Source organism: Lysinibacillus sp. NPDC096418, from assembly GCF_044762775.1.
In the GTDB taxonomy this organism is placed as follows: Bacteria; Bacillota; Bacilli; order Bacillales_A; family Planococcaceae; genus Lysinibacillus.
Genome location: NZ_JBIWEY010000029.1, coordinates 32,583 through 58,788, shown reverse-complemented (window position 1 = coordinate 58,788; position 26,206 = coordinate 32,583). Strand labels below are relative to the sequence as shown.

The 26,206-nt window shown below is 37.2% G+C and carries 25 protein-coding genes and 1 other annotated feature (1 of these 26 running past the window's edge); of the genes, 13 read left to right on the top strand and 12 right to left on the bottom strand.

The window, feature by feature from the left end:
* Positions 1-137: 137 nt before the first annotated feature.
* From ACIQZG_RS18345 to ACIQZG_RS18305, 9 genes are all read right to left on the bottom strand, one after another.
* Positions 138-542, bottom strand: coding sequence for a hypothetical protein (locus ACIQZG_RS18345; protein WP_402756912.1), 405 nt, complete (start codon positions 540-542; stop codon positions 138-140).
* A gap of 181 nt (positions 543-723) precedes the next feature.
* Complete coding sequence (locus ACIQZG_RS18340; protein WP_402756911.1) at positions 724-2,052, bottom strand: hemolysin family protein; 1,329 nt, start codon at positions 2,050-2,052, stop codon at positions 724-726.
* A 40-nt stretch (positions 2,053-2,092) separates the two neighbouring features.
* Positions 2,093-2,431: a MerR family transcriptional regulator gene (locus ACIQZG_RS18335; RefSeq protein WP_402756913.1), complete on the bottom strand. Its 339-nt coding sequence runs from the start codon at positions 2,429-2,431 to the stop codon at positions 2,093-2,095.
* A gap of 206 nt (positions 2,432-2,637) precedes the next feature.
* Positions 2,638-3,828, bottom strand: coding sequence for a YbfB/YjiJ family MFS transporter (locus tag ACIQZG_RS18330; RefSeq protein WP_402756910.1), 1,191 nt, complete (start codon positions 3,826-3,828; stop codon positions 2,638-2,640).
* A 138-nt stretch (positions 3,829-3,966) separates the two neighbouring features.
* Positions 3,967-4,461: a hypothetical protein gene (locus tag ACIQZG_RS18325; protein ID WP_402756909.1), complete on the bottom strand. Its 495-nt coding sequence runs from the start codon at positions 4,459-4,461 to the stop codon at positions 3,967-3,969.
* Between the two features lie 392 nt (positions 4,462-4,853).
* On the bottom strand, positions 4,854-5,426 hold the full coding sequence (locus ACIQZG_RS18320) for a 5' nucleotidase, NT5C type (RefSeq protein WP_402756908.1): 573 nt from the start codon (positions 5,424-5,426) through the stop codon (positions 4,854-4,856).
* Positions 5,427-5,438: 12 nt separating this feature from the next.
* Complete coding sequence (gene ispG, locus ACIQZG_RS18315; RefSeq protein ID WP_402756907.1) at positions 5,439-6,554, bottom strand: flavodoxin-dependent (E)-4-hydroxy-3-methylbut-2-enyl-diphosphate synthase; 1,116 nt, start codon at positions 6,552-6,554, stop codon at positions 5,439-5,441.
* Between the two features lie 291 nt (positions 6,555-6,845).
* Positions 6,846-7,184: a hypothetical protein gene (locus ACIQZG_RS18310; RefSeq protein ID WP_402756906.1), complete on the bottom strand. Its 339-nt coding sequence runs from the start codon at positions 7,182-7,184 to the stop codon at positions 6,846-6,848.
* Between the two features lie 52 nt (positions 7,185-7,236).
* The gene (locus ACIQZG_RS18305; RefSeq protein WP_402756905.1) at positions 7,237-7,746 is read right to left on the bottom strand and encodes a DUF1189 family protein; all 510 of its coding nucleotides are present in this window, start codon (positions 7,744-7,746) and stop codon (positions 7,237-7,239) included.
* Between the two features lie 194 nt (positions 7,747-7,940).
* On the opposite strand from ACIQZG_RS18305, the gene ACIQZG_RS18300 reads away from it, so the two are divergent.
* The 3 genes from ACIQZG_RS18300 (at position 7,941) to ACIQZG_RS18290 (ending at position 11,063) form a co-directional block, all read left to right on the top strand.
* Positions 7,941-9,572 (top strand): Na/Pi cotransporter family protein, encoded by a 1,632-nt coding sequence (locus tag ACIQZG_RS18300; RefSeq protein ID WP_402756904.1) that lies wholly within the window; start codon positions 7,941-7,943, stop codon positions 9,570-9,572.
* 68 nt (positions 9,573-9,640) lie between these two features.
* Positions 9,641-10,120, top strand: a complete 480-nt coding sequence (locus ACIQZG_RS18295) for a DUF456 domain-containing protein (protein ID WP_402756903.1) — start codon at positions 9,641-9,643, stop codon at positions 10,118-10,120.
* A 337-nt stretch (positions 10,121-10,457) separates the two neighbouring features.
* Positions 10,458-11,063: a superoxide dismutase gene (locus ACIQZG_RS18290; RefSeq protein ID WP_402756902.1), complete on the top strand. Its 606-nt coding sequence runs from the start codon at positions 10,458-10,460 to the stop codon at positions 11,061-11,063.
* Between the two features lie 268 nt (positions 11,064-11,331).
* On the opposite strand, the gene ACIQZG_RS18285 is transcribed toward ACIQZG_RS18290, so the two are convergent.
* Entirely contained in the window at positions 11,332-13,227 is a 1,896-nt protein-coding gene (locus ACIQZG_RS18285) for an S-layer homology domain-containing protein (protein ID WP_402756901.1), read from the bottom strand.
* Between the two features lie 371 nt (positions 13,228-13,598).
* Between ACIQZG_RS18285 and ACIQZG_RS18280 the strand changes: the two genes are divergently transcribed.
* Positions 13,599-15,803 carry a peptidoglycan D,D-transpeptidase FtsI family protein gene (locus ACIQZG_RS18280; protein WP_402756900.1) on the top strand — a complete coding sequence of 735 codons (2,205 nt, stop codon included), beginning with the start codon at positions 13,599-13,601 and terminating at the stop codon, positions 15,801-15,803.
* A gap of 97 nt (positions 15,804-15,900) precedes the next feature.
* Here the strand turns inward: ACIQZG_RS18280 and ACIQZG_RS18275 are convergent, their stop codons facing one another.
* Positions 15,901-16,107: a hypothetical protein gene (locus ACIQZG_RS18275; protein WP_402756899.1), complete on the bottom strand. Its 207-nt coding sequence runs from the start codon at positions 16,105-16,107 to the stop codon at positions 15,901-15,903.
* A 217-nt stretch (positions 16,108-16,324) separates the two neighbouring features.
* Here ACIQZG_RS18275 and ACIQZG_RS18270 point away from each other — a divergent pair, with 217 nt between their 5' ends.
* From ACIQZG_RS18270 to ACIQZG_RS18245, 6 genes are all read left to right on the top strand, one after another.
* Positions 16,325-17,302: a PstS family phosphate ABC transporter substrate-binding protein gene (locus tag ACIQZG_RS18270; protein ID WP_402756898.1), complete on the top strand. Its 978-nt coding sequence runs from the start codon at positions 16,325-16,327 to the stop codon at positions 17,300-17,302.
* Positions 17,303-17,364: 62 nt separating this feature from the next.
* Positions 17,365-18,309 (top strand): phosphate ABC transporter permease subunit PstC, encoded by a 945-nt coding sequence (pstC, locus tag ACIQZG_RS18265; RefSeq protein ID WP_402756897.1) that lies wholly within the window; start codon positions 17,365-17,367, stop codon positions 18,307-18,309.
* A gap of 1 nt (position 18,310) precedes the next feature.
* A complete protein-coding gene (gene pstA / locus ACIQZG_RS18260) occupies positions 18,311-19,189 on the top strand; it encodes a phosphate ABC transporter permease PstA (RefSeq protein WP_402756896.1) in 879 nt (292 codons plus the stop codon).
* Between the two features lie 12 nt (positions 19,190-19,201).
* Complete coding sequence (gene pstB / locus ACIQZG_RS18255) at positions 19,202-20,035, top strand: phosphate ABC transporter ATP-binding protein PstB (protein WP_402756895.1); 834 nt, start codon at positions 19,202-19,204, stop codon at positions 20,033-20,035.
* Positions 20,036-20,048: 13 nt separating this feature from the next.
* Entirely contained in the window at positions 20,049-20,708 is a 660-nt protein-coding gene (phoU, locus tag ACIQZG_RS18250; RefSeq protein ID WP_402756894.1) for a phosphate signaling complex protein PhoU, read from the top strand.
* A 142-nt stretch (positions 20,709-20,850) separates the two neighbouring features.
* Positions 20,851-21,588, top strand: coding sequence for a MerR family transcriptional regulator (locus ACIQZG_RS18245; RefSeq protein ID WP_402756893.1), 738 nt, complete (start codon positions 20,851-20,853; stop codon positions 21,586-21,588).
* A gap of 216 nt (positions 21,589-21,804) precedes the next feature.
* Here ACIQZG_RS18245 and ACIQZG_RS18240 read toward each other — a convergent pair.
* Positions 21,805-22,955, bottom strand: a protein-coding gene (locus tag ACIQZG_RS18240) for an IS3 family transposase (RefSeq protein ID WP_402756892.1) whose coding sequence is annotated in 2 segments (ribosomal slippage) — positions 21,805-22,682 and positions 22,682-22,955 — 1,152 coding nt in all. Because the reading frame shifts where the segments join, the coding sequence is not laid out codon by codon here.
* 383 nt (positions 22,956-23,338) lie between these two features.
* Here ACIQZG_RS18240 and ACIQZG_RS18235 point away from each other — a divergent pair.
* The 3 genes from ACIQZG_RS18235 (at position 23,339) to ACIQZG_RS18225 (ending at position 26,160) form a co-directional block, all read left to right on the top strand.
* Positions 23,339-23,800, top strand: coding sequence for a VOC family protein (locus ACIQZG_RS18235; protein WP_402756891.1), 462 nt, complete (start codon positions 23,339-23,341; stop codon positions 23,798-23,800).
* A gap of 335 nt (positions 23,801-24,135) precedes the next feature.
* Positions 24,136-25,014, top strand: a complete 879-nt coding sequence (locus ACIQZG_RS18230) for a hypothetical protein (RefSeq protein WP_402756890.1) — start codon at positions 24,136-24,138, stop codon at positions 25,012-25,014.
* Positions 25,015-25,083: 69 nt separating this feature from the next.
* Positions 25,084-26,160, top strand: coding sequence for a mechanosensitive ion channel family protein (locus ACIQZG_RS18225; protein WP_402756889.1), 1,077 nt, complete (start codon positions 25,084-25,086; stop codon positions 26,158-26,160).
* Between the two features lie 39 nt (positions 26,161-26,199).
* Positions 26,200-26,206, top strand: a binding site (T-box leader); it runs 240 nt beyond the window's last position.

The following is a 26,206-nucleotide window of genomic DNA, read 5'->3' as shown; positions in this document are numbered from 1 at the left end:
TTGTTTCTTGACAATTCAAGTATATATAAATCGGTGAATCTGTGTTTTTTTCATGCTTGTAATTGTGTAAAAACCCCAACAAATATTATAGAACCGAAAAACTCACTATCTAATGAGTAGATAGTGAGAAGATGTCATTAATATTCGTATTTTTTTGTGTCAGAAATAACACGAAAGTGGATGCCCTTTATTTGAGCACTTACTTTATGGCGTAGTGTATCGATGTCTACAAGCTCATCTCGGTCATTCACACATTCAGCAATTTCTTGTAATAGCTTTGTAAAAGCCTCTTGGAATAACTCACGCATATTATCGAAATCAAGACTGCGGAAACTACCGTCTATATCAAAAGCTTCTACAGAATTTAACTGTTTCGAAGCACCGGCAAAACGATCATCATACACAGTATAGTTTTCGTCAGTCACTACGATGATATATAATACCTCACCTGTAATTGTTTTTAGTTCGATATTTGTTTTGTGTTTTTTTACATCTGTAATAATGTGAATGCCATCTGAATGGTAAAGCTTGAATAATTTCATAACTATGCCTCCTGAGAAAAAAATAATATCGGTATACCTAATTATATAGAATAGTGGCTAAAAATGGAACAAGTCTAAAACTTTCGGTAAGTTTAGCCCTCTAACTATGACAATATTGTGGAAATAATAGTTAAATGATCCTTGTTATTTTAGTCAGACTATTAATTAACTACTATTGATATTATTTTGTTTCTGAGACTACGGGCATAGATTTTGGCAATGGACGGACCTCGATGTAATGTAACTGATGTCCATGTTGCTCGTAAACACTAAATACATAGGATTCGAGCTCTATATTTATTGCTGTTTTATTGCCATTATTAGCAGTCAAGAACCAACCACCTAGTGTCTCAACATCTTCAGCTTCAAGTGTAACATCTAGTAACTTTTCAACATCTTCAACAAGCATTTTCGCATTTAAAATATAATGATTGTCGTTTAGTTTACGAATATCAGCGATTTCATCGTCATCAAATTCATCACGGATCTCACCAACGATTTCCTCTAAAATATCTTCAACGGTTACAAGACCCGAAGTACCACCGTATTCGTCCATTAGGATAGCCATATGGATGCGCTCTTTTTGCATGCGGACTAATAGTTCCTGGATGGGAATCGTCTCAATAGTACGAATAACAGGGTTGATGAAGTCATCTAATTCAAGTGTTTCATCTGTGATTTTGTCGATTAAACCATGAGCGAATAATTCTTTGGCATTAATAAAGCCTAAAATGTTGTCGCGATCTCCATCATATATCGGGTAACGCGTATATTTTTCTGAAGCAATATAGTGAATCATATTTGTGAATGTTTCATTTTTTTCAATACCGATAATTTCTGTACGTGGTACCATAATTTCACGTGCAATACGTTCATCAAATTCAAAGACGTTGTTTACGTATTTTAACTCAGTCTTATTGATTTCACCGCTTTTAAAGCTTTCAGAAAGCAGTAAACGTAATTCTTCTTCAGTATGTGATAGTTCATGCTCAGAAGCAGGTTTCATGCCGAAAAGACCAACTAGTACTCGAGCTGAGCCATTTAAGAACCAAATGAATGGATACATTAATTTATAGAACCACATAATTGGTTTTGCAAATAATAAAGTTATTGTTTCAGCCTTCTGAATAGCTGCCGTTTTTGGAGCTAATTCACCAACTACAACATGTAGGAACGTCGCAATCGCAAATGCGAAACCAATCGTGAAAATACTCATATATTTGTCTGAAACCCCAATCGTTTCAAATAGGGGATGCAGCATAAATTCAAATGTTTTTTCTCCGACCATCCCGATACCTAACGCGGTTACCGTAATACCTAGTTGGCAGGCAGACAAGTATTCATCTAAGTGGTCAACTACATGTTTTGCAGTGATTGCTTTCTTATTGCCCTCTGCAATAAGTTGGTCAAGTCGTGATGAACGTACTTTGACTATGGCAAATTCCGTCGCAACGAAAAAGCCAGTAAAAGCTAATAATATAATAAAGATTGATAAATTGAGTATGGTCAAATAGTCGTTCTGTTTTTACAAAAAAACAGAACGTCACCTCCTAATTAATAAGTAGTAGTAAAGATTGCATAAGCGCAATACTTTCTGTTGAAACATTTTTTTTAATCGATTGAATATTATGTTGATCTTGTTTGTCTAATTGAGCGAGTAGGGAAGCCACATCCTGCTCTAAGTTTTGCATTTTTAACCGAATCGTTTGCACATCGATTTCCTCATAAGTAGTGATTTTTAATTCATCTTGTATTTCTTCGAGTGATAAACCGTCTTTTTTCCGTTGTTCAATATATTGGAGACGCTCAATCATTGTAGGTTCGTAATAACGATAGTTGGATGCGGAACGTTCGGCTTCTAGCAAGCCGATATTCGTGTAATAATCAATGGTTCTTTTCGTAATGCCAGTTGTTTCTGCAAGTTCACCAATTTTTAATTTCTCTGTCCCAATATAAACACCTCCAAACCATCACGTGATACTTTGATTATAACGTGGTGGTTTTCTACAATACAAATAAAAAGTAGTGATATTTCAAATTTGTAAGATTGCACAAAAAATACACTATGCAATCAATACATAGTGTACGCTACATATTATGTTTCAATTGTGGTCACAGTATTACTGCTTTCGGCTCGTAGATGTGTTTTGAAATGTCCGATGAGCATAATTAGAAGGGCAGCAAAGACCATTACACCTGCAAATAGTAAAGCAGCCTTATAACTATCAAAATGTGCCGCTAGTTTGCCAGCGATGATTGGACCGATGATTTGTCCAAGCGCATAAAACGTTGTCAAAATAGATACGACGGCGTTGCTTTGAGTCGGGAAGAGCTGCCTTGCATAAGACGTTGTTAATGTCACGATTCCAACAAATGTTAACCCAAATAAAAATGACGAAAGTAAGACACTTGTTACGGTTTGGGAAAAGACAGGTAGTAAAATCCCGAAAACCTGCATGACATAGGCAACCGTTAAAATACGGACTGGAGAGAATTTTGATAACAATACGATCCATACCGGTGCAGATGGTACAGCAGCAAGTCCAACGACTACCCAACTGTATGATGAATATGCTTCAAGAGAAGGAATATTATGAATAATATCGACTAAAAAAGTCCCTGTTATGATATAACCAAGCCCCTCCAACCCATAAGAAGCGATAAGCCACGGCATAAAACCTGCTGTCATTTTTCCGCTAGATGTCTTAACTTGCTTGACACCGTCTTGAATCGTTAAATTGCGCCAAGTGACAAGTGTGACGCAAAAGAAGGCCAGTGAAAGCAATCCAAGACCAAGCCATGCCCCTTTCCATGTGTAAGCCAATTCTAAGTAGGGTACAAATAGACCTGAAATGGCAATGCCAAGCCCAATTCCGCTAAATAAATAGCCTGACCACTTCGTGAGCACTTCTTTTGCTAAATAATCCATAATGATACTTGAAGTTAACACGAAAATAAATCCACTCGTAATGCCAGCGATAAGTCGTAACAACAGCCAAAGCATGAACATTTCAGTTAAGCCCATCCAAATTACGGATGCAACGTTTAGTAATACATTAATAAGTAAAATCATTTTTTTGCGTCGGAACAAAAATCCCGCCCATAATGCCCCAATAAAATAGCCAACATAATTGCTTGACGCCAAATAACCTGCAGTTTCAAGTGAGAAACCCGCATCTTTTCGCATAAACGGTAAAATGGGTGTAAATGCGAAACGACTAATTCCCATTGCAAGGACTATTAATAGGATTCCCCCTAATAAAACCCCCGCGTGCTTTTTATTCATAGCAAGACCCCTTTGTGACAAAAATGTGAAGCTGTTATTCTAGTATATAATAGTTTGACTAGTAAAAATATTAAAAATATTTTTAATGCATAAAAATAGCTTTTCTAAACGGAAAACTCGTTAGAAAAGCTATCAGAATTATTTCTGTATATATGTTACGTATAAATGGTAAAGTGCATCTTCGCCCGTCATTTGTAAAATAACCTCACCATTGAAGGTGAGGTTTACTTCTGAACGTTCACTATTAATTTTGTCATCTTGAATAAAAATTGTTACTGTTACTTCTCCAGTCTCTGCTAATTGTTTTTTATAAGCGTCATCCCATTGTTGCTCTGCGAATAATGGGTCCATCCATGTACCATTCACAAGAAGCCTTGCTTCGTCTGTGTCATATTCCCAACGCGAGTCACGTAATATGGTTTTAAATAAGTCATTTATCGTGAAGGTTTCTTCGTTATACGTTACTGTCATAGCCCGTACAGAATGAACATCGCGGCTTAACGCACTCGCTGCAGAGTCTGCTGCTGCGTTAATGCCTGATGCAGCATCCTTAATTTCTGTGAGTCGATCACCACAGCCCGTCAAGAGTAAACTAAGGCAGATGATAAAAGCTACTTTTTTTATCGATTTCACAAATATCCCTCCTGTTGAACAAGTTGTTATTCTAATCTTAACGAAAAGATATACATGAAAAAAGGGTATGTGGATAGGAGATTGTGACGTTTTGGCAACGTCAAGGTTCATCCTTAAGAGACAAGTGTTGCTTTTACTTCATCTTTAGATGTGATTTCATTTTGAAAATCCATTATAAAGGAGTTGGCTTTATAAAGATTAATGACGAGGTTCTTGATAAATTAGGCGTGTATTTTGTGTATCATAAAGTATATGACAATTACGGAATTACGTTCGAAACCTTTGTAGATCGTTGGGTGAGAGGAATCATAGAAGTATAATAAAAAAAACTATCTATATCTAAAAAGTGACAATAGAAAGAGCCGTGTCCAATTGATTGAACACGGCTCTTTTTATTTGAAATAATTTGTAATATATTGATTTGCTTCTTGCCAGTTATAAACACGTATAACGTTATCCGGCACAGTTAGTCGGTTATAAGGTGTATCGAATAATACAACTGGTATTTTTAATTCTTCAGCGAGCATGACGGCATTATCATGCTTATCTTCAAAGAAAGCTTGAACACCATGTTTTTTAGCAACTGCTAGTTTGTCGTGGCTACCAATCAGCTCGATATGATCGTAATGAATTTCTTGCGACTTGAACCAATTCACGGTGATATCCGACACGTTTTCATTACGAGCAGAAATATAATAAAGTTCATAGTTGTTTTGCCAAGCATTTAAAATGGATTTGGCATCCCGTGCTACCTCTGATACTTCATACATAAATGATTCATTTTCCTTAAACCATGTTTGAAAAGCTGCGCGATCCACTGGATGTGGGAATGCGGATAAAAAATCATATTCACATACATCATCAAGTGTGATGTTGACATTATACTGTTTGTTAATATGCGGAATGAGTGTGGCTGGGCACGTTACTGTTCCGTCAATATCAATACCAAAACGAGGCTTTGTCATGCTTGCACCTCCTTAGGATTTTGTGTTTGCTGCTTCTTCTGCCTCACGTTTTTCTAACATTTCTGCAGCTAATTTGTCGATTTCTTTTTTCAATTCTTCTACCATTGTTGCTTCAGGTACTTTTCGGACTGTTTTTCCTTTCATGAATAACAGACCTTCGCCTCGCGCACCAGCAATCCCGATATCCGCTTCACGTGCTTCACCAGGACCATTTACTGCGCAACCAAGAACAGCTACTTTTAAAGGTACACTAAGTTTAGAAATATATTCTTCTACTTCATTTGCAATGGAGATTAAGTCAATTTCAATACGACCGCAAGTAGGGCAAGAGATAAGCGTTGCCATATTAGAAGCAAGGCCGAATGATTTTAACAATTCGCGAGCGACTTTGATTTCTTCAACTGGGTCAGCTGATAATGAAATACGTAGTGTATTACCGATCCCTTTGGATAAAATTGCACCAAGACCAGCAGCTGATTTTACAGTACCTGCAAATAGGGTACCTGATTCAGTAATCCCTAAGTGAAGAGGGTAGTCAAATGCTTTAGATGCTTTTTCATAGGCCTCAATGGCAAGGTTTACGTCAGAAGCTTTCATCGATACGATAATATCGTGGAAATCTAAATCTTCTAGAATTTTAATATGATGCAGTGCAGATTCTACCATGCCGTCAGCAGTAGGATAACCGTATTTTTCTAAAATGTGGCGCTCTAATGAACCAGCATTTACTCCAATACGGATTGGAATCCCTTTTGCTTTTGCAGCATTGACAACTGCTTCTACTTTTTCTTTACGCCCAATGTTACCTGGGTTAATACGTACTTTATCAATACCATTTTCAATTGCTTTTAAAGCTAATTTATAGTCAAAATGAATATCAGCTACTAATGGAATATGAATTTGTTTTTTTATGTCGGCAATTGCATCTGCTGCTCGCTCATCTGGTACTGCAACACGAACAAGCTGACAACCTGCTTCCTCTAAGCGAAGAATTTCGGCTACTGTTGCTTCGACATCATGTGTTTTGGTTGTACACATACTTTGAATGAATAATTCATTACTACCACCAATTGTTAAATTACCGACACGTACCGGACGTGTTTTTGTACGGTGACAAATTTCACTCATTAACTTTCTCTCCTTTTCGGGCCGCTATTTTTGGCCGTCACTGTCATTTATTTTAGCAGTGTAGGAAAATAAGAACAAGGAAGAAACGTTAACTTTTCATTTATGAAAAGAAAAAATGCCTTTTATATGGGTCCAGGCATTTGCGCCGCACGCTTACGATTGCATTAAAATCACAGATGAAAGTGGTGCGGCGTTTACTTTCATCTGAGACTTCTCTAGCGCTTGAGGCCAACACGATGGGGGAGATTTCGCAAGGATGGGACTCATGTGCAAAAGGGCAAATTCCTTTTCTTATTTACATGTATTTTCAAGCTCAAATGCTAGGGGAAGTTTAATATTTTCACCTGCAACAAGTTCCTGTAATTGTAAATGTGGATTTAATCGGTAAAAAAGCTGTAATCGTTCAGGAAAGGTCATTGGTACTTTTGCGGGCTGCATGGCAAATAAGCTATGAATGGTGTCACCTTGAATGACTTGAATATTAATGTAGGTAGGTTCACGCAGATCTTCACAAAGTTCTTCTGTTTCCTTTGGATAAAAGGCTGCAAGTGGCAATGTGCCCTCTGTTAAATCTATTTTCACAACCAAGGCAACAAGTACAATAATTAGCGTTACTAGAAATGCTCGCAAAAAATCCCCTCCTTTTCTACACTATATTGAGAAGAGAGGGGAATCATGCACATTATTTAGTTGTTGGTTGTTTTGGATATTTAGTAAAGGCGACGATTAATAGAGTTAGTGTTAAAAGTAATGAAAAAATAGAAGTTATTGTGCCACTTATTGGTAGATATGCTGCTAGAACACTTAGGATTGTTGCCCATGTCATAGCGAAGGTCGTCGTACGCCAAACATTGCGGTATTCTCCGCGGCGCTTCATGACCTTCAAAAAGAATAGACCTGCCAGTGCATAGAGTGCAATTTGTGCGAAAATAAGCATAGTCGTAAAGATAAAAAGCATTAGCAATGTCACGGGATATAGCAACCATTTAATTTCTTCTATGTATGTTGTTAGGCCACTCATGTCAAACGTATCAACATTAACACCAGCTGTAAATTGACCAAATGAAAAGACTGTGACCAGCGAAACTAATAAAAAAGTATATTGAATGACTTTACCGATTGGTAATAATCGATAGGCTGCTAACTTTTTGGGATGAATTAGGCTATCGATAAATAATTGTGAGTGTTTCATAATAAAGTATCTCCTCCAATCGTTATTCTATCATGTTCATGTGTGACATAAAAGAATGAGTATATAGTTGGAGGTGCTTGTATAAGATTGTTAATTCTATGTAAAGAAGTTTAATTTCTTCTTTACTTTTTGTAGTTTTTCTATTAATCATTAATGATAGATTAGTAGAAATATGGGAATTGGAGCGAATATAATTGGTGATAGATTGGCAAAGTATGCTATTTCAGTTTATTGGTGGATTGGGCGTGTTTTTATTTTCCATTAAATTAATGGGAGAAGGATTACAAAAATCTGCAGATGATAGATTAAGAGAATGGTTAAATCGTTTTACGACGAATCCACTAATGGGCGTGTTGGTTGGTATTGTGGTAACGATATTTATTCAGTCAAGCTCAGCAACGACAGTGATTACTGTTGGACTTGTTAGCGCTGGCTTTTTAACATTACGGCAAGCGATTGGTGTCATTATGGGGGCGAATATTGGCACAACCATCACAGCATTTATTATTGGTATTAATATTGGTGTGTATTTTTATCCATTATTAGCGATTGGTGCTGCACTTATCTTCTTTTTTAAAAAGCAAAGTTATCATCATTTCGGGCAAATTATTTTTGGTTTTGGGGGCCTATTTTTAGGACTTGAACTAATGGGGACAAGTATGCGATTCCTTCATGACTTACCGAGCTTTGCGGAGTTAACCTTACAAATAAGTGACCAACCAATTTTGGGAGTACTAGTCGGAACTGTTTTTACATTAATTGTGCAAAGCTCAACAGCAACTGTAGGCGTGTTACAAGGCTTATATGCAGAGCATTTAATGGAACTAGAAGGTGCACTACCGGTATTGTTTGGTGAAAACATAGGTACTACAATTACTGCCGTATTAGCCTCGTTGGGTGCTTCAATTTACGCAAAACGAGCTGCGGCTGCGCATGTATTATTTAATGTTATTGGCACAGTTATTTTTATAATCTTCTTAACGCCATTTATACACTATATTGGTTGGGTGAGCAAGATATTTCATTTGGAACCACGCATGCAAATTGCAGTCGCTCACGGTTCATTTAATATACTCAATACAATGATTCAATTGCCATTTATTGCAGTACTAGCGGCAATAGTGACAAAAATGATTCCTGGGACATCAGGAGATATTGACGTTACAGCAAAGCATTTAGACCCTTCATTTATTGATTCATCACCTGCTATTGCGCTTGGTCAGGCAAAAGAAGAAGTACTTCGGATGGGAGATTATGCACTGCGAGGTTTAGAGGAAACGTTCCAATATATGAAAACAGGTGAAGGGGAATATATTCCGACTGTCCTGCAATTCGAGGCTGTGTTGAATAATCTAGATAATCAAATAACAAACTACTTAGTAATGATATCTAATCAACCGTTATCAAGAGCAGATTCTGTACGCCACCATATGTTGCTAACAAATGTTCGCGATATTGAACGTATCGGTGATCATTTTGAAAATATTTTAGAGCTCTTGCAATACAAAGATCATCATGAGGTACATTTAAGTAAATCAGCAAGGCAGGATTTAATTGGTATGTTTAGTTTAGCAATTGAAGCGGTGCGTAAGAGTATCGCAGCACTTGATACTGCAAGTCTTAGCCTTGCGCAGGAAGTAACAGAGCTTGAAAGCTTGATTGATGATATGGAAGGGAAGCTGCGTCAAAAGCATATTGCACGCTTAAATACCAATGAATGTAATGGGGCAGCGGGGATTGTGTTTACGGATATTGTAAGTAATTTAGAGCGAATTGGTGATCATGCGGTGAATATTGCAGATTCTATTTTAGGCATTCGCCATTGATCGTGTTGAAACTTTCTCCGGTTTGGTACGTATAGTAGGCACTGTGTGTTAAAAGGAGAGAATATTTTATGGAAATAATCGGTTGGGTTTTAGTGATTGCTTGTTTCGTCGTGTCATTTGTAGGGTTAATCTATCCGATAATTCCAGGCGTGATTTTTTTAATTGGAGGATTTTTACTATACGGAGCGTTTTTCTCGTTTGCGGAGCTTAGCTGGTGGTTTTGGATCATTCAAATTTTATTTGTAGTGCTATTATTTGGCGCAGATACTGTCGCGAATGCATTCGGCATTAAAAAATTTGGTGGTTCAAATGCTGGCATGTGGGGAAGTACAATCGGTTTGTTAATTGGTCCTTTTGTGATTCCGTTTGCGGGGATACTCGTTGGTCCGTTTTTAGGTGCAGTTATCGCAGAGCTTGTAGTGGAACGTCGTAAGTTAGGAGAAGCTGTGAAAAGTGGGGTCGGTTCACTGGTCGGATTTTTAACGTCTACCGTGACAAAAGCGATTTTACAAATTGCTATGATTATTATTTTCTTTATTGCAATCTAAATAAAAGGTTTAGGTTTATTGATTAGGGGAATAATGGGTTAGGAATTACTTGTAAATTAGTTGTTTTTTACGCAATACTAACGTTTGTTACTATATTTATAGTTGATTGTAGTGGAGGCTGGACGCCCCCCAGAAAGCGCCCAGTCGGAACAGAAATCAACCTCAAGTTTTGATGATGAAACATCTAATTATTAATTTAGGTACTTAGTATTCTGATTGGTTTTTCAGTCAAAAGGCTGAAATCGAGGATTTGAGGTATTTTTCATTGAATGGTTTGACCAATTTTGATAATCTAAGGATGTATTAATATTTCTTTAATTTAGGGAGGAACACAATCATGGCTTACGAATTACCACAATTAACTTACGCTTATGACGCATTAGAACCACATATCGATGCAAAAACAATGGAGATTCACCACACTAAACACCACAATACTTATGTTGCTGGCTTAAACGCAGCAGTAGAAGGTACTGAATTTGCTGGCAAAGATCTTAACGAATTAATCGCTAACATCGATGCACTACCAGCTGACAAACAAACACCTGTACGTAATCACGGTGGCGGTCACTCAAACCACTCATTATTCTGGGAAGTAATCGCTCCAGGCGGTTCAAATACTCCAGTTGGCGAAGTAGCAAAAGCAATCGATGCTAAATTCGGTTCTTTTGATGCTTTCAAAGAAGAGTTTACAAAAGCTGCAACAACTCGTTTCGGTTCAGGTTGGGCTTGGTTAATCGTTGATGGCGACTCAGTTGCTGTAACTTCTACACCAAACCAAGACTCTCCAATCATGGAAGGTAAAACACCAATCCTAGGCTTAGACGTTTGGGAACATGCTTACTACCTAAACTACCAAAACCGCCGTCCAGACTACATTGGTGCATTCTGGAACGTAGTAAACTGGGATGTAGTAGAAGCTAAATTCCAAGCTGCTAAATAATTAATTTTAAAAGAAAATAAAATCATTTCTGTGTCACAAAACATAGAGGTGAAATTAAAAAGGGTGTCTCGATAATTTTCGAGACACCCTTTTTCTATGGTGACAAAGCTGCTGTAATTAAGGCTCTACACCAAAATCTATACTTTCTAACATAACGTGGAGTTGATTTCCGTTCCGGCTGGGCGCTTTCCAGGGGGCGTCCAGCCTCCACTCATATCAACCGGCAATCTAAAATTACTACACAATGAAATGATCCGTAATTAATCTATCATTTAATTGTTTCTTGTAATCTTACATAATCTCCAGAAATGTAGACGGCTTTGTCATGTAATTTATCTGAGGCGATTTTAAACCATCCATTTTCCTCGCCATATATTAATATAGGCAGGTCGAAGCGTTTATAGCTGTATAGTGGATTATTTTTAGTAGAAGGATCTAGGCGAACATTGAGATATGGATAATTGCCTGGATCGATTGTAAAGCCAATCTTGTAATTTTGTTTAGCGTCCTTAAAGAGTAACTTTTTATCAAGTGCATAGTAGTGACCTGCAGCTTTAGCACCCCAATTTGCATCTGCGGCATATTTAACATTCATGCCAACTGCTTTTGATCCGAGCACCGCGCCATATCCGTAAGTCTCAGTATCACCACTTGGTGCGATATATTTCGTGTTTACAATTTCAGCAAATGCAAAAAGACCTTCTTCAACAGTAGTATACACATTACCGACTACATCACCGGAGGTTTTACCGAGACCGAAGAAATTATTGTTTTTTTGCGCATCGTTGCTCATGCCATAGTTACTCTCGTTCATCGCAACGGCTAGTATTAAAATAGCATTGATTTGATATTGCTGCTCAAGTTTTTTTAAAGTATCACCTGTATTAAGAAGTTTGCTTTTTTTAGTAGCATCTACATAACTACTTGAGCCTTTTGCTTCACGAGTTTTCAACTCCTGTGCAATATATACATCAATTTCTTTTGCTGTGTAAGAAGTTTTTGTTCGCATCGGCAAAAATTGATAGTAATTATAAGCGTCACCTACATGCTTACCGTCTCCTGTAGTAAAGGTAATGCCATCTGTGCTGTAATATTTAGTACCTGCTTTCATAAATGCCGGGGCAACACCAATCACATTAACGCCCTCATCAAGATTATTATTATGAGAGTATATCTTAAACAGCAGTTCACCGTTCACTACTTCATAATAAGATCTCTTTATTTCTGTCTGTGCGGGTATTAGGGTAATATCATCTATTGATAATATGCCTGGGCGACCGCCAATTGAAACTGATACCTTGCTTCCGTCACTTTTAACATATTCAAGCTCTGTATTTTTAGCAAGAGGCATCTTATCTGTACGGGTAATTTCATAAGAGATTGGTTTATTTAATACAGCAATTCCTGTTGCCATCGCAATGACTTTATCTTTCTCTAAAACGACACCGTTGGCAGGCATCGCTTGAATAGCTTCACTTGCATTATCGAATTTTTGTGCAGTTACATATTGACCATTTTTAATAGTAGCTGTTTTAAAGGGTTGTGTGTCAACAACTTGTGTTGCTACATAATTTTTAAGACGGTAAATAAATGTGGCTGATTGCGCAATCGTAGCGTTATCTTGTGGACCAAACGTGTTGTTTTCTAAACCTTTAATAATGGACAGTGCAACACCTGTTGCAACAGCATCACGATAATCTTTAGCGATTTTTGCCGTATCAGTAAACGTTAGTTGTGTAGTTTTTTTCGGCACTTTCAAATAATCTAAAGTACGATTAATCATGACTGCCATTTGTTGACGGCTAATCAATTCGTTTGGCTTAAATTCATTGGTTGTTGTATAACCAGTGACGATGCCTGCTGCTGATGCGCTTTGAATGCCGGAAATATAGCGGTTGCTTGTAGGAACGTCTTTAAAAGTAGCACCTTTAGCATCAGGTAAATCGAACGTCTTAGCTAAGAAAAATGCAAATTCAGAACGTGTGACTTTTCGGTAAGGATTATATTTACCATCACTATCAGGTAATAATGCATTTTTTTCGCTTAGAAGATTTAGACCTGGACCATGAGTTGGGTCATCAAATGTTTGGGCATTACTTTTAGGTATACTGAAGGAACTCAGTACTAAGATAAAGAGGATACAGCTAAGTACATATTTTTTCATAAAACCAACCTTCCTTGAACTAGTATTATAGGGAATTAAATCCTAAATAAATAGTAAGCTAGTTAAAGAACAATGTCGAACAATATATCACATTATGAAATATACTTTGATAAAACAAGCAAATTTATGAAACTTATCTTAAATGTAGTCCGTCTATTAAATGATTGCTTCTTCATGCTTTTTGTATGCCGTGGTAATTACGGATCTTGAAAGGGTGTTTATTGTGCCTTTTAGTAGTAGTCTATGAATATATCTGGGAGTATTAGATTCTAATGCTTGCTAGTAAAAGACCGTGCTTTTCTGTAATGGCTTCGGGTGGTATACTTATTATCGTGTATTTGAGCAAACATGTATAAAGGAGGGGGATCTATATGCGCAAAACGCCAGGAAAGAGTCGTGCAGCAAGTGTCAAGGCGAAGCATCATTCGAATTTAACATTTCGTATGAATGTCCTTTTCTTTTCTATATTTATCATATTTTCAATGTTAATTTTTAGACTTGGTTATATGCAAATTGTAAAAGGCGAAGATTATGTGCGTATTTTAGAACGTACAGAGGAAGTACCGGTGAACACAAGTGTGCCAAGGGGGCGCATGTATGACCGTTATGGACGTATACTAGTTGACAATCAACCAGAAAATGCGATTACGTATACAAAAATGCAAACGACTAAAACAGATGAAATGTTAGAAATCGCAGTGAAATTAGCTGCATTAATCGAACAGCCAACAAATCGTGTGACACTTCGTGATAAACAAGACTTTTGGATTTTGAAAAATCATGATGCTGCTTATGAAAAGGTAACAGATAAAGAAAAGAAAAAAATTGAAACTGATGAAGATCTTACGCAAAGTCAAGCGAACGCAGCGATAGATAAACTTGTCCGTGAACGTATTACAGACGAAGAGTTAGCACAACTAACAGAAGCAGATTTAGAAGTGCTAGCCATTTACCGTGAAATGGCATCAGGCTACAATTTATCACCGCAGATTATTAAAAGTGAAAATGTAACGGATGACGAATTTGCACGCGTATCTGAACGTTTAACAGAATTACCAGGTGTAAATACGACAACGGATTGGAAGCGTGTGAAACTGTCATCATTATCAGTTTTAGGTCGTACAACACTGCCTGTTAAAGGGATTCCGAGGGAAAAGCTGGATTATTATTTAGCACGTGATTATTCACGAAATGACCGAGTAGGCGAAAGTTATATTGAAGCGCAATACGAAGAGCTATTGCAAGGTCAAAAATCAGTCGTTAAAAATATTACCAATAAAAAAGGGCAAGTTGTCGATACGATTACAACGTATGAGGGTGAGCCAGGTAAGGATTTAGTGCTAACGTTTGATAGTGAACTACTTGCAGAAACAGAGAAGATTGTCGAAGAAGAGTTACTCGCTTTAAAATCATTGGGTGGCTCGTACTTATTAGATCGTGCATTTTTAGTAATGATGGATCCAAATACTGGAGATATCTTGTCGATGGTAGGGAAGAAGATTGAGAAGGATCCTGATACTGGGAAAAATGTGATATTAGATTATGCTTATGGCACATTTACAACAGCCTATGAGGCGGGGTCTACGGTTAAAGCAGCAACTGTATTAACGGGTTATAACCAAGGGGTTATTTCGATGAATACTACTCTAGGAGATCAACCAATTAAATTAGCCGGTACGAATCCAAAGAGTTCGATTTTCAACAGAAATGGCTATATTTCAATGAATGATTTAATGGCGCTTGAACGTTCTTCCAATTCTTATATGTTTCAAATTGCGATGCTCATAAACGGTACGCCATATAGCTATAATATGCCATTGCGTTTAAAGGATAATACTTTCCCGACAATGCGTAATAATTATGCACAATTTGGCTTAGGGGTTAAAACAGGTATTGATTTACCAAATGAAGTTACTGGAGTGCTGGGTCCAACTGGTCCAACATATGGTGGTAAAACACTCGATTTAGCGATTGGGCAATACGATACGTATACACCATTGCAATTAGTGCAATATATTTCGACGGTAGCCAATGGTGGCTATCGAATCCAACCGCGTGTAGCCAAGGAAGTACGTGAACCATCAAAAGACGGAAAACAACTTGGTCCATTGGCAACAGAGATTGAACCAACTATTTTAAACCGAATTGATAACCCAACAGAAGAAATTGATCATGTAAAAAAAGGACTTCGTCGTGTATATATTGGTTCACAAGGATCTGCCGCGAGACAATTTAGGGATGCGCCGTACACAGCAGCTGGGAAAACCGGAACAGCTGAGGTAGTTTATTATGGACCGTTAAAAGAGAAGTGGAGAACGGAAGTATTAAACTTAACACATGCAGGCTTTGCACCATACGAAAATCCTGAAATTGCCTATGCTGTTGTTATTCCTTGGGCAACAACAAACTTTGTTACACCTTTACCTCATGCGAATAACATTGCTAGACGTTCACTCGATAAATATTTTGAGCTAAAGGCTAAATATGAAACGACAAACGTTTCTGAAAGTAATGTGGAACAGCCAATTCTACCAGCTATAACAGAAGATAAAATTGGTGAAGATGAACAGAAATAAGAAAAAACACTGACGTTCTAGTGGCCTAGTTGTTTTTCTACCTAATTAATGAAGTAATAAAAAGCGACTTTCTCAATTACAGAGAAAGTCGCTTTTTTTATGCAGAGAGTTGCTGTATAGCTAGTTCGAATTGCTGCTTTGGCTTTACGCCATAAAGTTCTAAATTATGGTAGAAATAAGACTGTATCATAAAATCGATAGCTTCCTGTAAGGAGAAGTCTCGATGATCCATGACAAGTGTTAAATATGTTTTAAAGTAGTCAGCGTTTTGCGAATGTGCATGTTTCGTGATAATGACAAACACCTCTTTTTTTATTTTCCAACACAATTGCTTATTATAGCATCGTTAGCCTAGGAAGCAATTAATTCAATTGTAAACGCATATTTACAATCATTTACAAAGCATTACATTCCTTTACGTCTCTTTTACGAATAGTTTATACGACTTCAACAATCAGTCTTTATAGTAAAGGTTGTAAGGCAAACAACTATAAAAAAAGTTAGTGACGGAGGCAAATGAGATGAAAAAGTGGAAGTACTTAACGATGACAGCGGTAATGGGTTCAGCATTAATGCTAGGAGCATGCGGTGGCGATAACTCAGCTCAAAGTGGTAACAATGCAGAATCGAATTCACCATCAAGTTCAGGACAAGAAGCCGAAGACAAAAAACTACAAGGGACTGTAGCTGGGGACGGTTCATCTACAGTAGCGCCAATTATTGAAGCGGTTGTAGAAGAGTATGCGGGTGCACAGCCGGATGTCAAAGTATCGGTAGGTGTTTCAGGAACTGGTGGTGGCTTTGAAAAATTCATCGCAGGGGAAACAGACTTTTCAAATGCATCTCGTTATATAAAAGATGAAGAGAAAGCTAAACTTGATGAGGCGGGCATTGCTTATACAGAACTAGCACTAGCTTACGATGGTTTATCAGTTGTCGTAAATCCAGAAAATGACTGGGCTAAAGATTTAACAGTAGAACAGTTAAAACAAATTTGGACAGAAGATGGTAAAACGAAAAAATGGTCGGATTTAGATCCATCTTGGCCAGCTGAAGAAATTATCTTCTATTCACCAGGTACTGATTCGGGTACGTACGATTACTTCGATGAAGTCGTATTGGATGGTGCTGATCTAGTAAGCGCTGCGACATTATCAGAAGATGATAATATGCTAGTACAAGGCGTAGCTGGCGATAAAAACGCAATCGGATTCTTTGGTTTCGCGTATTACCTTGAAAATAAAGATAAGTTAAATATTGTAAAAATTAATGGTATAGAACCAACGCATGACACGATTGAAGCGGGAGACTATTCACCACTTTCACGTCCGCTATTCACATATGTGAAAAATGACGCTATTAAAAATAACGAAGCGTCATATGATTTCATGAAATTCACACTTGAAAATGCTGGAGATATGGCAGAGGCAGTAGGCTATGTTCGTCTACCAGATGAAAAGTATGCTGAAGGTTTAAAAACGTTAGAAGGTCTAAAATAAGTAGTTATGCTTGAAGGGGGAGAGACTACTCTTTCCCTTACTTGCTTGGAAGGAGCATTCCCATGGTTTCTCAGAAGGAAAAGTCATCATCTGTGCAGCAATTAATTGCGAATTCACGCAATCACAAAACAAAGAAAATAGTGGAAAAAGCAATGCCAGCTCTATTATTTTCTGCAGCGCTCATTTCTATTTTGACGACATTTGGCATTGTTTTCACCCTTATTTTTGAAACGTTTGAATTTTTCAAGCGTGTTTCGATTACGGATTTCCTATTTGGTACACAGTGGCTACCGTTTTCAGGAAAGGAACCGTTGTTTGGGATTTTACCACTTATTGCGGGAACATTGAAGGTAACATTTATTGCTGTTTTAGTAGCAGTTCCGTTTGGTATAGGCTCGGCAATTTATTTAAGTGAGTATGCGAGTGAGAAAACAAGACGTACGATTAAACCAATATTAGAAGTGTTAGCCGGCGTACCGACGATTGTTTATGGTTTCTTCGCCCTAACATTTGTCACACCGATTTTACAAGAATTAATTCCAGGTCTTAAAATCTTCAATGCACTGAGTCCAGGGATTGTTGTAGGGGTTATGATTTTACCGATGATCACGTCATTATCTGAAGATGCGATGTCAAGTGTGCCGAATAGCATGCGTGAAGGCGCTTTAGCACTTGGGGCAACGAAATTTGAAGTTGCGATAAAAGTCGTTTTACCTGCTGCGTTGTCTGGTATTATTGCTTCAGTTGTCCTAGCTATTTCCCGGGCAATAGGAGAAACGATGATTGTTTCTCTAGCAGGGGGATCAACACCGAAGTTTGATCTAAATGTGACGGATTCAATTCAAACAATGACTGCATATATCGTACAAGTATCAACGGGTGACGCAGGATATGGCACAACAATCTATTACTCGATCTATTCAGTAGGATTCACATTATTCATTTTCACATTAGTGATGAATTTACTCGCTCACTATATTTCGAAACGCTTCCGGGAGGTATACTAGCATGCGCTATATCGATGAAACTGCTGTCATGAAGCGGATGACTAAACGAATTACATTCAATAAAGTTTGGAAAGTATTATTTTTCCTAGCAACGACTTTTGCACTTGTGACACTTGCCATTTTGCTATACCGTATTGTGACGCAAGGTGTTGGCTATTTAAATATAGACTTCTTAACAAATTTTGCTTCTCGCTTCGCAGATAAAGCCGGCATTAAGGCGGCGCTAATTGGTTCGCTCTGGCTAATGGGTGTTGTGGCGCCAGTTTCTATTATCCTTGGTGTAGGGACTGCGATTTATTTAGAGGAGTACGCAAAGAAAAATAAAATCAATGATTTTATCCGAATGAATATTTCAAACTTGGCAGGTGTACCTTCCATTGTATTCGGTCTACTTGGGTTAACGATTTTTGTTCGTATGATGGAACTTGGGAAAAGTATTTTAGCTGCAGGTTTTACGATGAGTTTGCTTATTTTGCCGGTAATTATTGTAGCCGCACAGGAAGCTATTCGAGCAGTGCCAAGTGAACAGCGCGAAGCTTCGTACGGGATGGGCGCAACAAAATGGCAAACGATTCTACGTGTTGTGTTACCAGCTGCTATTCCTGGGATTTTAACAGGAAGTATTTTGGCTTTATCCCGGGCAATTGGTGAAACAGCTCCACTTGTTGTGCTAGGAATTCCAGTTATTCTTCAATTTTTACCAGACGGCTTACTGAGTCAGTTTACGGCGCTACCAATGCAAATTTATGACTGGGCAAAACGTCCACAAGAAGCATTCCAATACGTAGCTGCGGCTGGTATTTTAGTACTCATGGCGGTGCTATTACTGATGAACTCAATTGCTATCTTTATTCGAAATAAATTCCAAAAACGTTATTGATGAGGTGACCAAATGGTACTGAAGGTTCAAGAAGAAAAAACATTTGTCAAAAAGATTCATACGGGTGCAAAGCCAGAAATGGAAGTGGCACGTAATATTGTGTATGATACGAAAAATTTAAATTTATGGTACGGCGATCACCACGGTTTGAAGGATGTTAATTTAAGTATTTATGAAAATGAAGTAACAGCAATTATTGGCCCTTCAGGTTGCGGGAAGTCTACGTATTTAAAAACGCTAAATCGTATGGTAGAACTTGTGCCGATTGTACGTACATCGGGTGAGATTTTATATCGTGAGCGCAATATTTTAGATAAAGGTTATACTGTTGAGGAGCTGCGTACAAGAGTAGGGATGGTATTTCAAAAACCAAATCCATTTCCAAAATCGATTTATGATAACATTGCCTACGGACCTCGTATTCATGGCATTAAAAACAAAAAAATATTGGATGAAATTGTTGAAAAGTCATTACGTGGTGCAGCCATTTGGGATGAAGTGAAAGATCGCTTAAACCAAAATGCATATGGTCTTTCTGGTGGTCAGCAACAACGTATTTGTATCGCACGTTGTCTAGCTGTAGAACCAGATGTTATTTTAATGGATGAACCAACATCTGCACTTGATCCGATTTCGACGTTAAAAGTAGAAGAACTTGTACAGGAATTAAAACAAGACTATTCGATTGTCATTGTGACTCATAATATGCAACAAGCAGCACGTATTTCAGATCGCACAGCCTTTTTCTTAAGCGGCGAAGTGATTGAATACGATAAAACGGACGTCATCTTCCAAACGCCGGCAGATCAACGTACCGAAGATTACATTTCGGGACGCTTCGGCTAAGGAGGAAGAATAGATGATTGTACGTGAACGTTTTGAACAAGAAATGCAAGAGGTGCAAAAGCAATTTGTAGAGATTGCTACTAGTAGTATTCATGCATTGAAAACTGCATTTACTGCACTACTAGAACAAGATTTAGAGAAATCTTTGAAAATTTTAGAAGATGATTTGATCATCAATCGTTTAGAAGAAGAGATTAATGATCGAGTAATTTTAATTATTGCGAAACAACAGCCAGTGGCGACAGATTTGCGTCGTCTCATGGTGCTTGTAAAAGCGGCATCGGATATGGAAAGAGTCGGAGATTATGCCGTGAATATTGCCAAAGAGACGATTCGCATTGGCAAAGACCCAATTGTTTTCCCAATGAACAATTTGCAAACAATGTGCAATAAGACAGTTGAAATGCTGGAGAACATACTGACAGCATTTACACAAGAAGATACAGTAAGAGCAAAGGAAATTGCTGAACTAGATGATTATGTAGATGATTTGTATGGGGCAACGGTTACCTTACTAATTCGAGCAGGTGCAGAAAATCCGTCACATATTCATCAAATTACACATTTGACTTTTATTTGCCGGTATTTAGAGCGCTCGGCGGATCATGCTACGAATATTGCTGAACATTTATTTTACCTGATTAAAGGTAAACACTATGAATTGAATAACTAAGAGATAAGAGAAGGGCAGATTAGAAGCCGTTCTCTTTTTTTTGTGTTGAGTAATTAAATAAATATTCTTGTTCCAAATTCCCGCTTGAACCTCCAGTTACGTTAGGAATTATAATGAAAATATATTCTAGGGAGGTATGTATATGAAAGAGAATATCAAGTATTCCATTGGGGAGTTTTCAGCAAAGACAGGGGTATCCATTCGCACTTTACATTACTATGATGAAATTGGTCTTTTACAACCGGAAAAGAACTTAACATCGGGCCACCGTATTTACAATCACCGAGATATTTCAACTTTACAGAAAATCATTAGTCTAAAGTTTCTTGGGTACAGTCTAGATAAAATCGCTAATTTGTTACATGAATCTAGATTTAGCATTGACTTAAATGAAACGTTAACGCTTCATTTGCAAGCATTGGAAAAGGAGAAAGAAATAATCGAACAGTCCGTGTTTGCTATTCAGAGAGTCATTAAATTACTGGAAGAAGAAGGGGAAGTGGATGGCAATATATTATTCAACCTCATCCATGGTATGCAAGCGGAAAAAATACAAAAAGAATGGATGGAGCGGCATAACCTAACAGATATAATAGAAGATTTATCAAAGAAAACGGAAGAAGAGAAACTTACCTTAGATCAAACTAATATTCAGTTGGCTAATGAAGTGAAAATATTGTATGGTAAACCTGTAAAGGAACCAGAGGTACAAGAAATGATTAGCAGGTATTTAGAGGCGACTTTTGAATTTCTTGGTGAGGACATGATGCATAAGCTCGCTGATGTTGATGTCGAAGAATTAGATCTTCAACAACTTGAGGATATGATACCTTCGCCATTCACGGAGGACGAGCAGGAATGGAATAGAGTTCTAATTTAGTTAGAAAACTTTCTTTGCTTAGCTAACGAGTGCATATTCACAACGAAAGTTAAATATAGGTAAAACATTTCAAAGCTTAAAGAAAAATTGAAAAAGGGAGACTTGTAATTGCGGGTTCTGTTTTCGAGAACAAAATTTTAAAAAAATACTATAAAAAGGGTATCAAATCGAAATGGGAACTGACCCCCGTATATAAGACAGAGATCAAAAAAGCATTTATCCAACAAGTTGTCGGTATTGTACCGGCGACTGGTTGTTTAGTTTCGCTTGTATTCGGATATCGTTATAATAATTTATATAGTCTTTGACAGTTTGTTCTACGATTGCCGTCGTAGTACTCCTCAAATTGTCTAAGTAGAACGTTTCAGACTTTAACGTAGAATGAAACGATTCGATAGGGGCATTATCAGCGGGCGTACCTTTACGGGACATGCTCATGGTAATGCCTTTTCCTTTAACTGCTTGTTGATAGCGGTAAGATGTATACACTGAACCTTGGTCACTATGCAGCGTACACCCTTCGGGCAAATTATTTAGTTGGAATAAAGTATTCAACACGAAATCAGTATCTTGGCAATCACCAATCGAATAGGCAATAATTTCGCCATTATATAAATCTTGAATACTTGAAAGATACAATTGTTTCTGACCAAATGGCAAGTAAGTAATATCAGTAACGAGCTTTTGTAAAGGTGCAGTTGCCTCAAAATTACGATTCAGTAAATTAGTTGCGATATAGTAGGGTTGTCCAGTTTGTTTACGTTTTTTCACTTTCACTTGACATTGCCAACCATATTTTTGCATGATGCGTTGTACGACTTTATGATTCACGCAGATATCTTGACGTAAGAGTGCAGTAATTTTCCGGTAACCATATCGAAATTTATGTGCACGGCAAAGTTCACCAATACGTCGCTCAATTGCCTGACGAGACCCTGCATCAGTAGATGCCTGCTTCCAACGATAGTAGGTAGATCGTGCAATCCCTAAGTGTGTACATACATCCTTAACACTCATTATTTCTTTTAGTGTCTCTACTAACTGTACAGCTACTTCTCCAACCACTTCCTCTCCAACTCTGCGTACTTTTTTAAAACCTCAATCTGTTGTTTTAAATAACGGTTTTCCACTTCTAATTTTGTTTGTTCATTCTCATATTCAGGACCTTTATTAAAGGTATATTGTTTACCTACAGGTTGCTCAAATCGATGTATTTCACCATTTTTATACCAACGCATCCATGTTTCTATTTGCGTTTTATTCCGTATATTTAATTCGAGTAACACCTGTTTCGTTGGCACACCAGCTAATCGCATTTCAATGGCCTTCATTTTCACTTCATATGGATAACTCACTCTTGTTCCCATAGAAAAAACACCTCCTAATTAAATTTTGGGTAATTAAACCCGAATTCAATCGAAGATGCTTTTTTATTTGTCTATACTTTTGGGGTCAGTCCCATGATGTGGATGTCCTTTTTTTATTGATATAAAGCGGCTTTTTAATAATTAACATACGAATTAGTATATCAAATCGCATTAATAAAGTTATATTATAGAAAGTTCTATAACGATGCGAATACATAATCTTTTTTTCGTTCGAATTAGTTAACGTGTTAATTATAATGGCAAGGAACTATAATCAACAAACGGTGCAGGATAGTTGAGGAATTAGATTAGACCTTTGAACGATTCCTAAATTCTGAAAAATTGATACTATTGAAAATAATATAACAAAAGGGGTGTCGTCGTTGATAATAGGTTTATATGAAGCGCATTTGCCAGTAAGTAACCTGAAAAAATCTATTGAATTTTATACAGATCTTGGTTTAGAGTTTGACCACATTGTTGAAGATAAATTAGCTTTTTTATGGATTGAAAAAGATAAAAGTTGGTTGGGATTATGGGAAACCGATAGAGTAGAAATTGAATACCATCCTTCAATCAGACATATAGCTTTTCAAGTCTCGTTGGAAGGATTAAAAAATTCAGTTAGTTGGCTTAAACATAAGGGATATGAACCAAGAGAAGCATTTGGTTTTGAGCCACTTGAACCCTTTGTAATGGCGCATAATGGTTATGCTCACGTCAAAATACATTTTAATGATCCAGATGGAAATAGTTTAGAGTTTATTTGTAAACTTGAAAATCCTCAGAAAATTACAAAACGTATGTACTTAAGTGAGTGGGAGCAATTAGTTATGGATAGCTAGAACGAAATTTATTTAACTAACGTAATATCAAACCAAGTTGTACAAAAAAGGTACTGCGAAAAATTGCAGTACCTTTTAGTATGCTAATTAATTGTCTTTTTAACCTGCGATTTTGCTTTTTGTACTTCAAAACAGAACCAGTTAGACTTGTAAGCCTTTTTCTACTATAAAATCTGTATACCCTGGTGTAGCTATGAAGTGAAAAATAAGCATAGTGCGCAACGTTATACAACACAATGGCGTTACATACTGTAATGTGTTTTTTGTTGTCAAAAGATAAAAACGGATATACTATAGAAAATATTCAAAGTAGTGTATAGTGGGGGTGCTGTTTCGTGGAGCATTTTGTAGAAAAATATGTCGAAAAATTGGACTGGACTTTAACAGCGGAGCATCGTGAACTCCTTCTTTTTTTATTTAATAACTTACATGTGGACGAGTTAGGTGAAGAAGAACAATGTTTGTTCATTGACTATTTTTTAAAAAGTGAATCGTTACAGAATATGGCGGTATCGGCAGTCGCATTATTTGAAATTATTCATGAAATTGAAGAAAATGTACCAGCGATTGAACTGGGAGAGCGTTTAGCGAATGGCGAAGAGCAACGAAATTATTATGAGCGTAAATGGTATGGTGCGAAGATAAATGAACTCAAGCATCAAACACAAAAAGAGGGCAATGTTTTTCATGTTCCATTTGCTAAATATAATGCAGTGCCAGGGCCAATAATTATTTGCTTAGAGCAGTCTGAAGGAATGGTGATGTATTCTGAAGCTTGTAAAAGTATGATTTTGCCGTTATTCGTTACTGCCCATCGTGAGCAGCGTGATTTATATATTGTTCCGTATAATACTCACCTTCTGGCGCATTATTATTTTGAAAATGGACATATGAATTTATCCGATTTTACAAATTTTATTGAGTGTGAGGGGGACGGTGAAGGTGAAGCAACGATTATACCTGTTTTACAGTTTGCCAAAGGACTATTACAAGAACATTCGTCGTGTTCAAATGCAGAAATCATTATTTTTACAAGCGGTGAACCGACTGATGGCCACTGTGTAGCAGAGCCAAGTGTAAACACATTGATCCAAGAAATGATGGATCAATACCATGCAGAGATTTCAGTCATTGCGATGTGTGAGAAAAAGTTTAATGAGCACTATTTTCAGTTTGCTAATAAAGTATATTTTGTGGAAGATACAGTGCTTTAGGAATTTCTTGCCCTTTTCGTAAATGAATGGGCAAGTATTTGACGAAGTTACATAATGAAGGAGTTTGTAATGGATTTTTCGAAATGGGAATGGTTACTACCGAATATTCAGACGCCGACATGGATGGAGGTCCTGGTTGTTATTGGGATTTGTCTTATTGGTTGGTTGTTTCAGCATTATCTATTAAAAAGAATTATTTCACGTTGTGTAGAGTTTTTAAAGCAGCGTTCACAACAATTTTATGCGATTGTACTTGCGCAGTTTAGTAAAGCAATTCGTTATGAGTTTATGACCGTTGTGGTTGTTATTAGTTTGACACTATTATTCAAACAGAACTTCTTTACGCATAAATCGACGGAGAGTTTCGTATTATCATTAATGGTGTTTTTTGCTTTTAAAGGTGTGTACGATGTATTGCATTACTATACTAAGCAACCCGTGTTACTAAGTATCGATGAAGAGCAGAATGTTCTCATGCCATTTTTCTTACGAATAGGGAAAGTAATTGTGATGATGTTGGCGATGTTTACCATTGCATCTCTTTGGAAATTTAACTTAAATGGCTTTTTAACCGGGATTGGTTTAACGGGTGTAGCGATTGCATTTGGTATACGTGATACGTTGGCACATGTCTTTGGTGGGATGTCTGTTGCACTAGATAAACCGTTTCAAATTGGTGATTGGGTAGCAACTGAAGATCAAAAAATCGAAGGGACGGTTGAAGATATTAATCTTCGCAGTACACTTATTCAAACCGGTGACAAGGGGCTAGTTTACGTGCCTAACTCATATTTAGTCAATCGTCCGCTGTATAATCTGAGTAAGCGTGAAAAACGTAAATGCGAGCAGTATCTGTTTGTGTCAGCAGACAATGAAGAAGCAAATTTACGTAGTGCATTAAGTGAAATACATGAACAAATTTATTTGCATGCACAAACTGAAAAAGATATTATTCATGTATTTATAGATGAAATTCATCCAACCTCTTATCGTGTCCTTATCCGATTTTTTGTGGCAACGAATGACACAGGTGATACGCTTAGCGTAAGACAAGATATATTATTTGCAATTCGTCAAATTTTTGAAGAACGGTATATTGTTTTTGATGAGCAACTAGGAGACTATTTGTTACGTAAAGAAAAATAATTTGAATTGTGAGACTTTTTCTTTTACAATAGAAAGTAATAATCAG

What these genes read in the sequence shown, in the direction of transcription:
- ACIQZG_RS18345 (WP_402756912.1), bottom strand. Translation starts at nt 542, where the DNA reads ATGAAATTATTCAAGCTTTACCATTCAGATGGCATTCACATTATTACA.
- ACIQZG_RS18330 (WP_402756910.1), bottom strand. Translation starts at nt 3,828, where the DNA reads ATGAATAAAAAGCACGCGGGGGTTTTATTAGGGGGAATCCTATTAATA.
- ACIQZG_RS18320 (WP_402756908.1), bottom strand. Translation starts at nt 5,426, where the DNA reads ATGACAAAGCCTCGTTTTGGTATTGATATTGACGGAACAGTAACGTGC.
- ispG (WP_402756907.1), bottom strand. Translation starts at nt 6,554, where the DNA reads ATGAGTGAAATTTGTCACCGTACAAAAACACGTCCGGTACGTGTCGGT.
- ACIQZG_RS18305 (WP_402756905.1), bottom strand. Translation starts at nt 7,746, where the DNA reads ATGAAACACTCACAATTATTTATCGATAGCCTAATTCATCCCAAAAAG.
- ACIQZG_RS18295 (WP_402756903.1), top strand. Translation starts at nt 9,641, where the DNA reads ATGGAAATAATCGGTTGGGTTTTAGTGATTGCTTGTTTCGTCGTGTCA.
- ACIQZG_RS18290 (WP_402756902.1), top strand. Translation starts at nt 10,458, where the DNA reads ATGGCTTACGAATTACCACAATTAACTTACGCTTATGACGCATTAGAA.
- ACIQZG_RS18285 (WP_402756901.1), bottom strand. Translation starts at nt 13,227, where the DNA reads ATGAAAAAATATGTACTTAGCTGTATCCTCTTTATCTTAGTACTGAGT.
- ACIQZG_RS18280 (WP_402756900.1), top strand. Translation starts at nt 13,599, where the DNA reads ATGCGCAAAACGCCAGGAAAGAGTCGTGCAGCAAGTGTCAAGGCGAAG.
- ACIQZG_RS18270 (WP_402756898.1), top strand. Translation starts at nt 16,325, where the DNA reads ATGAAAAAGTGGAAGTACTTAACGATGACAGCGGTAATGGGTTCAGCA.
- pstC (WP_402756897.1), top strand. Translation starts at nt 17,365, where the DNA reads ATGGTTTCTCAGAAGGAAAAGTCATCATCTGTGCAGCAATTAATTGCG.
- pstA (WP_402756896.1), top strand. Translation starts at nt 18,311, where the DNA reads ATGCGCTATATCGATGAAACTGCTGTCATGAAGCGGATGACTAAACGA.
- pstB (WP_402756895.1), top strand. Translation starts at nt 19,202, where the DNA reads ATGGTACTGAAGGTTCAAGAAGAAAAAACATTTGTCAAAAAGATTCAT.
- phoU (WP_402756894.1), top strand. Translation starts at nt 20,049, where the DNA reads ATGATTGTACGTGAACGTTTTGAACAAGAAATGCAAGAGGTGCAAAAG.
- ACIQZG_RS18245 (WP_402756893.1), top strand. Translation starts at nt 20,851, where the DNA reads ATGAAAGAGAATATCAAGTATTCCATTGGGGAGTTTTCAGCAAAGACA.
- ACIQZG_RS18225 (WP_402756889.1), top strand. Translation starts at nt 25,084, where the DNA reads ATGGATTTTTCGAAATGGGAATGGTTACTACCGAATATTCAGACGCCG.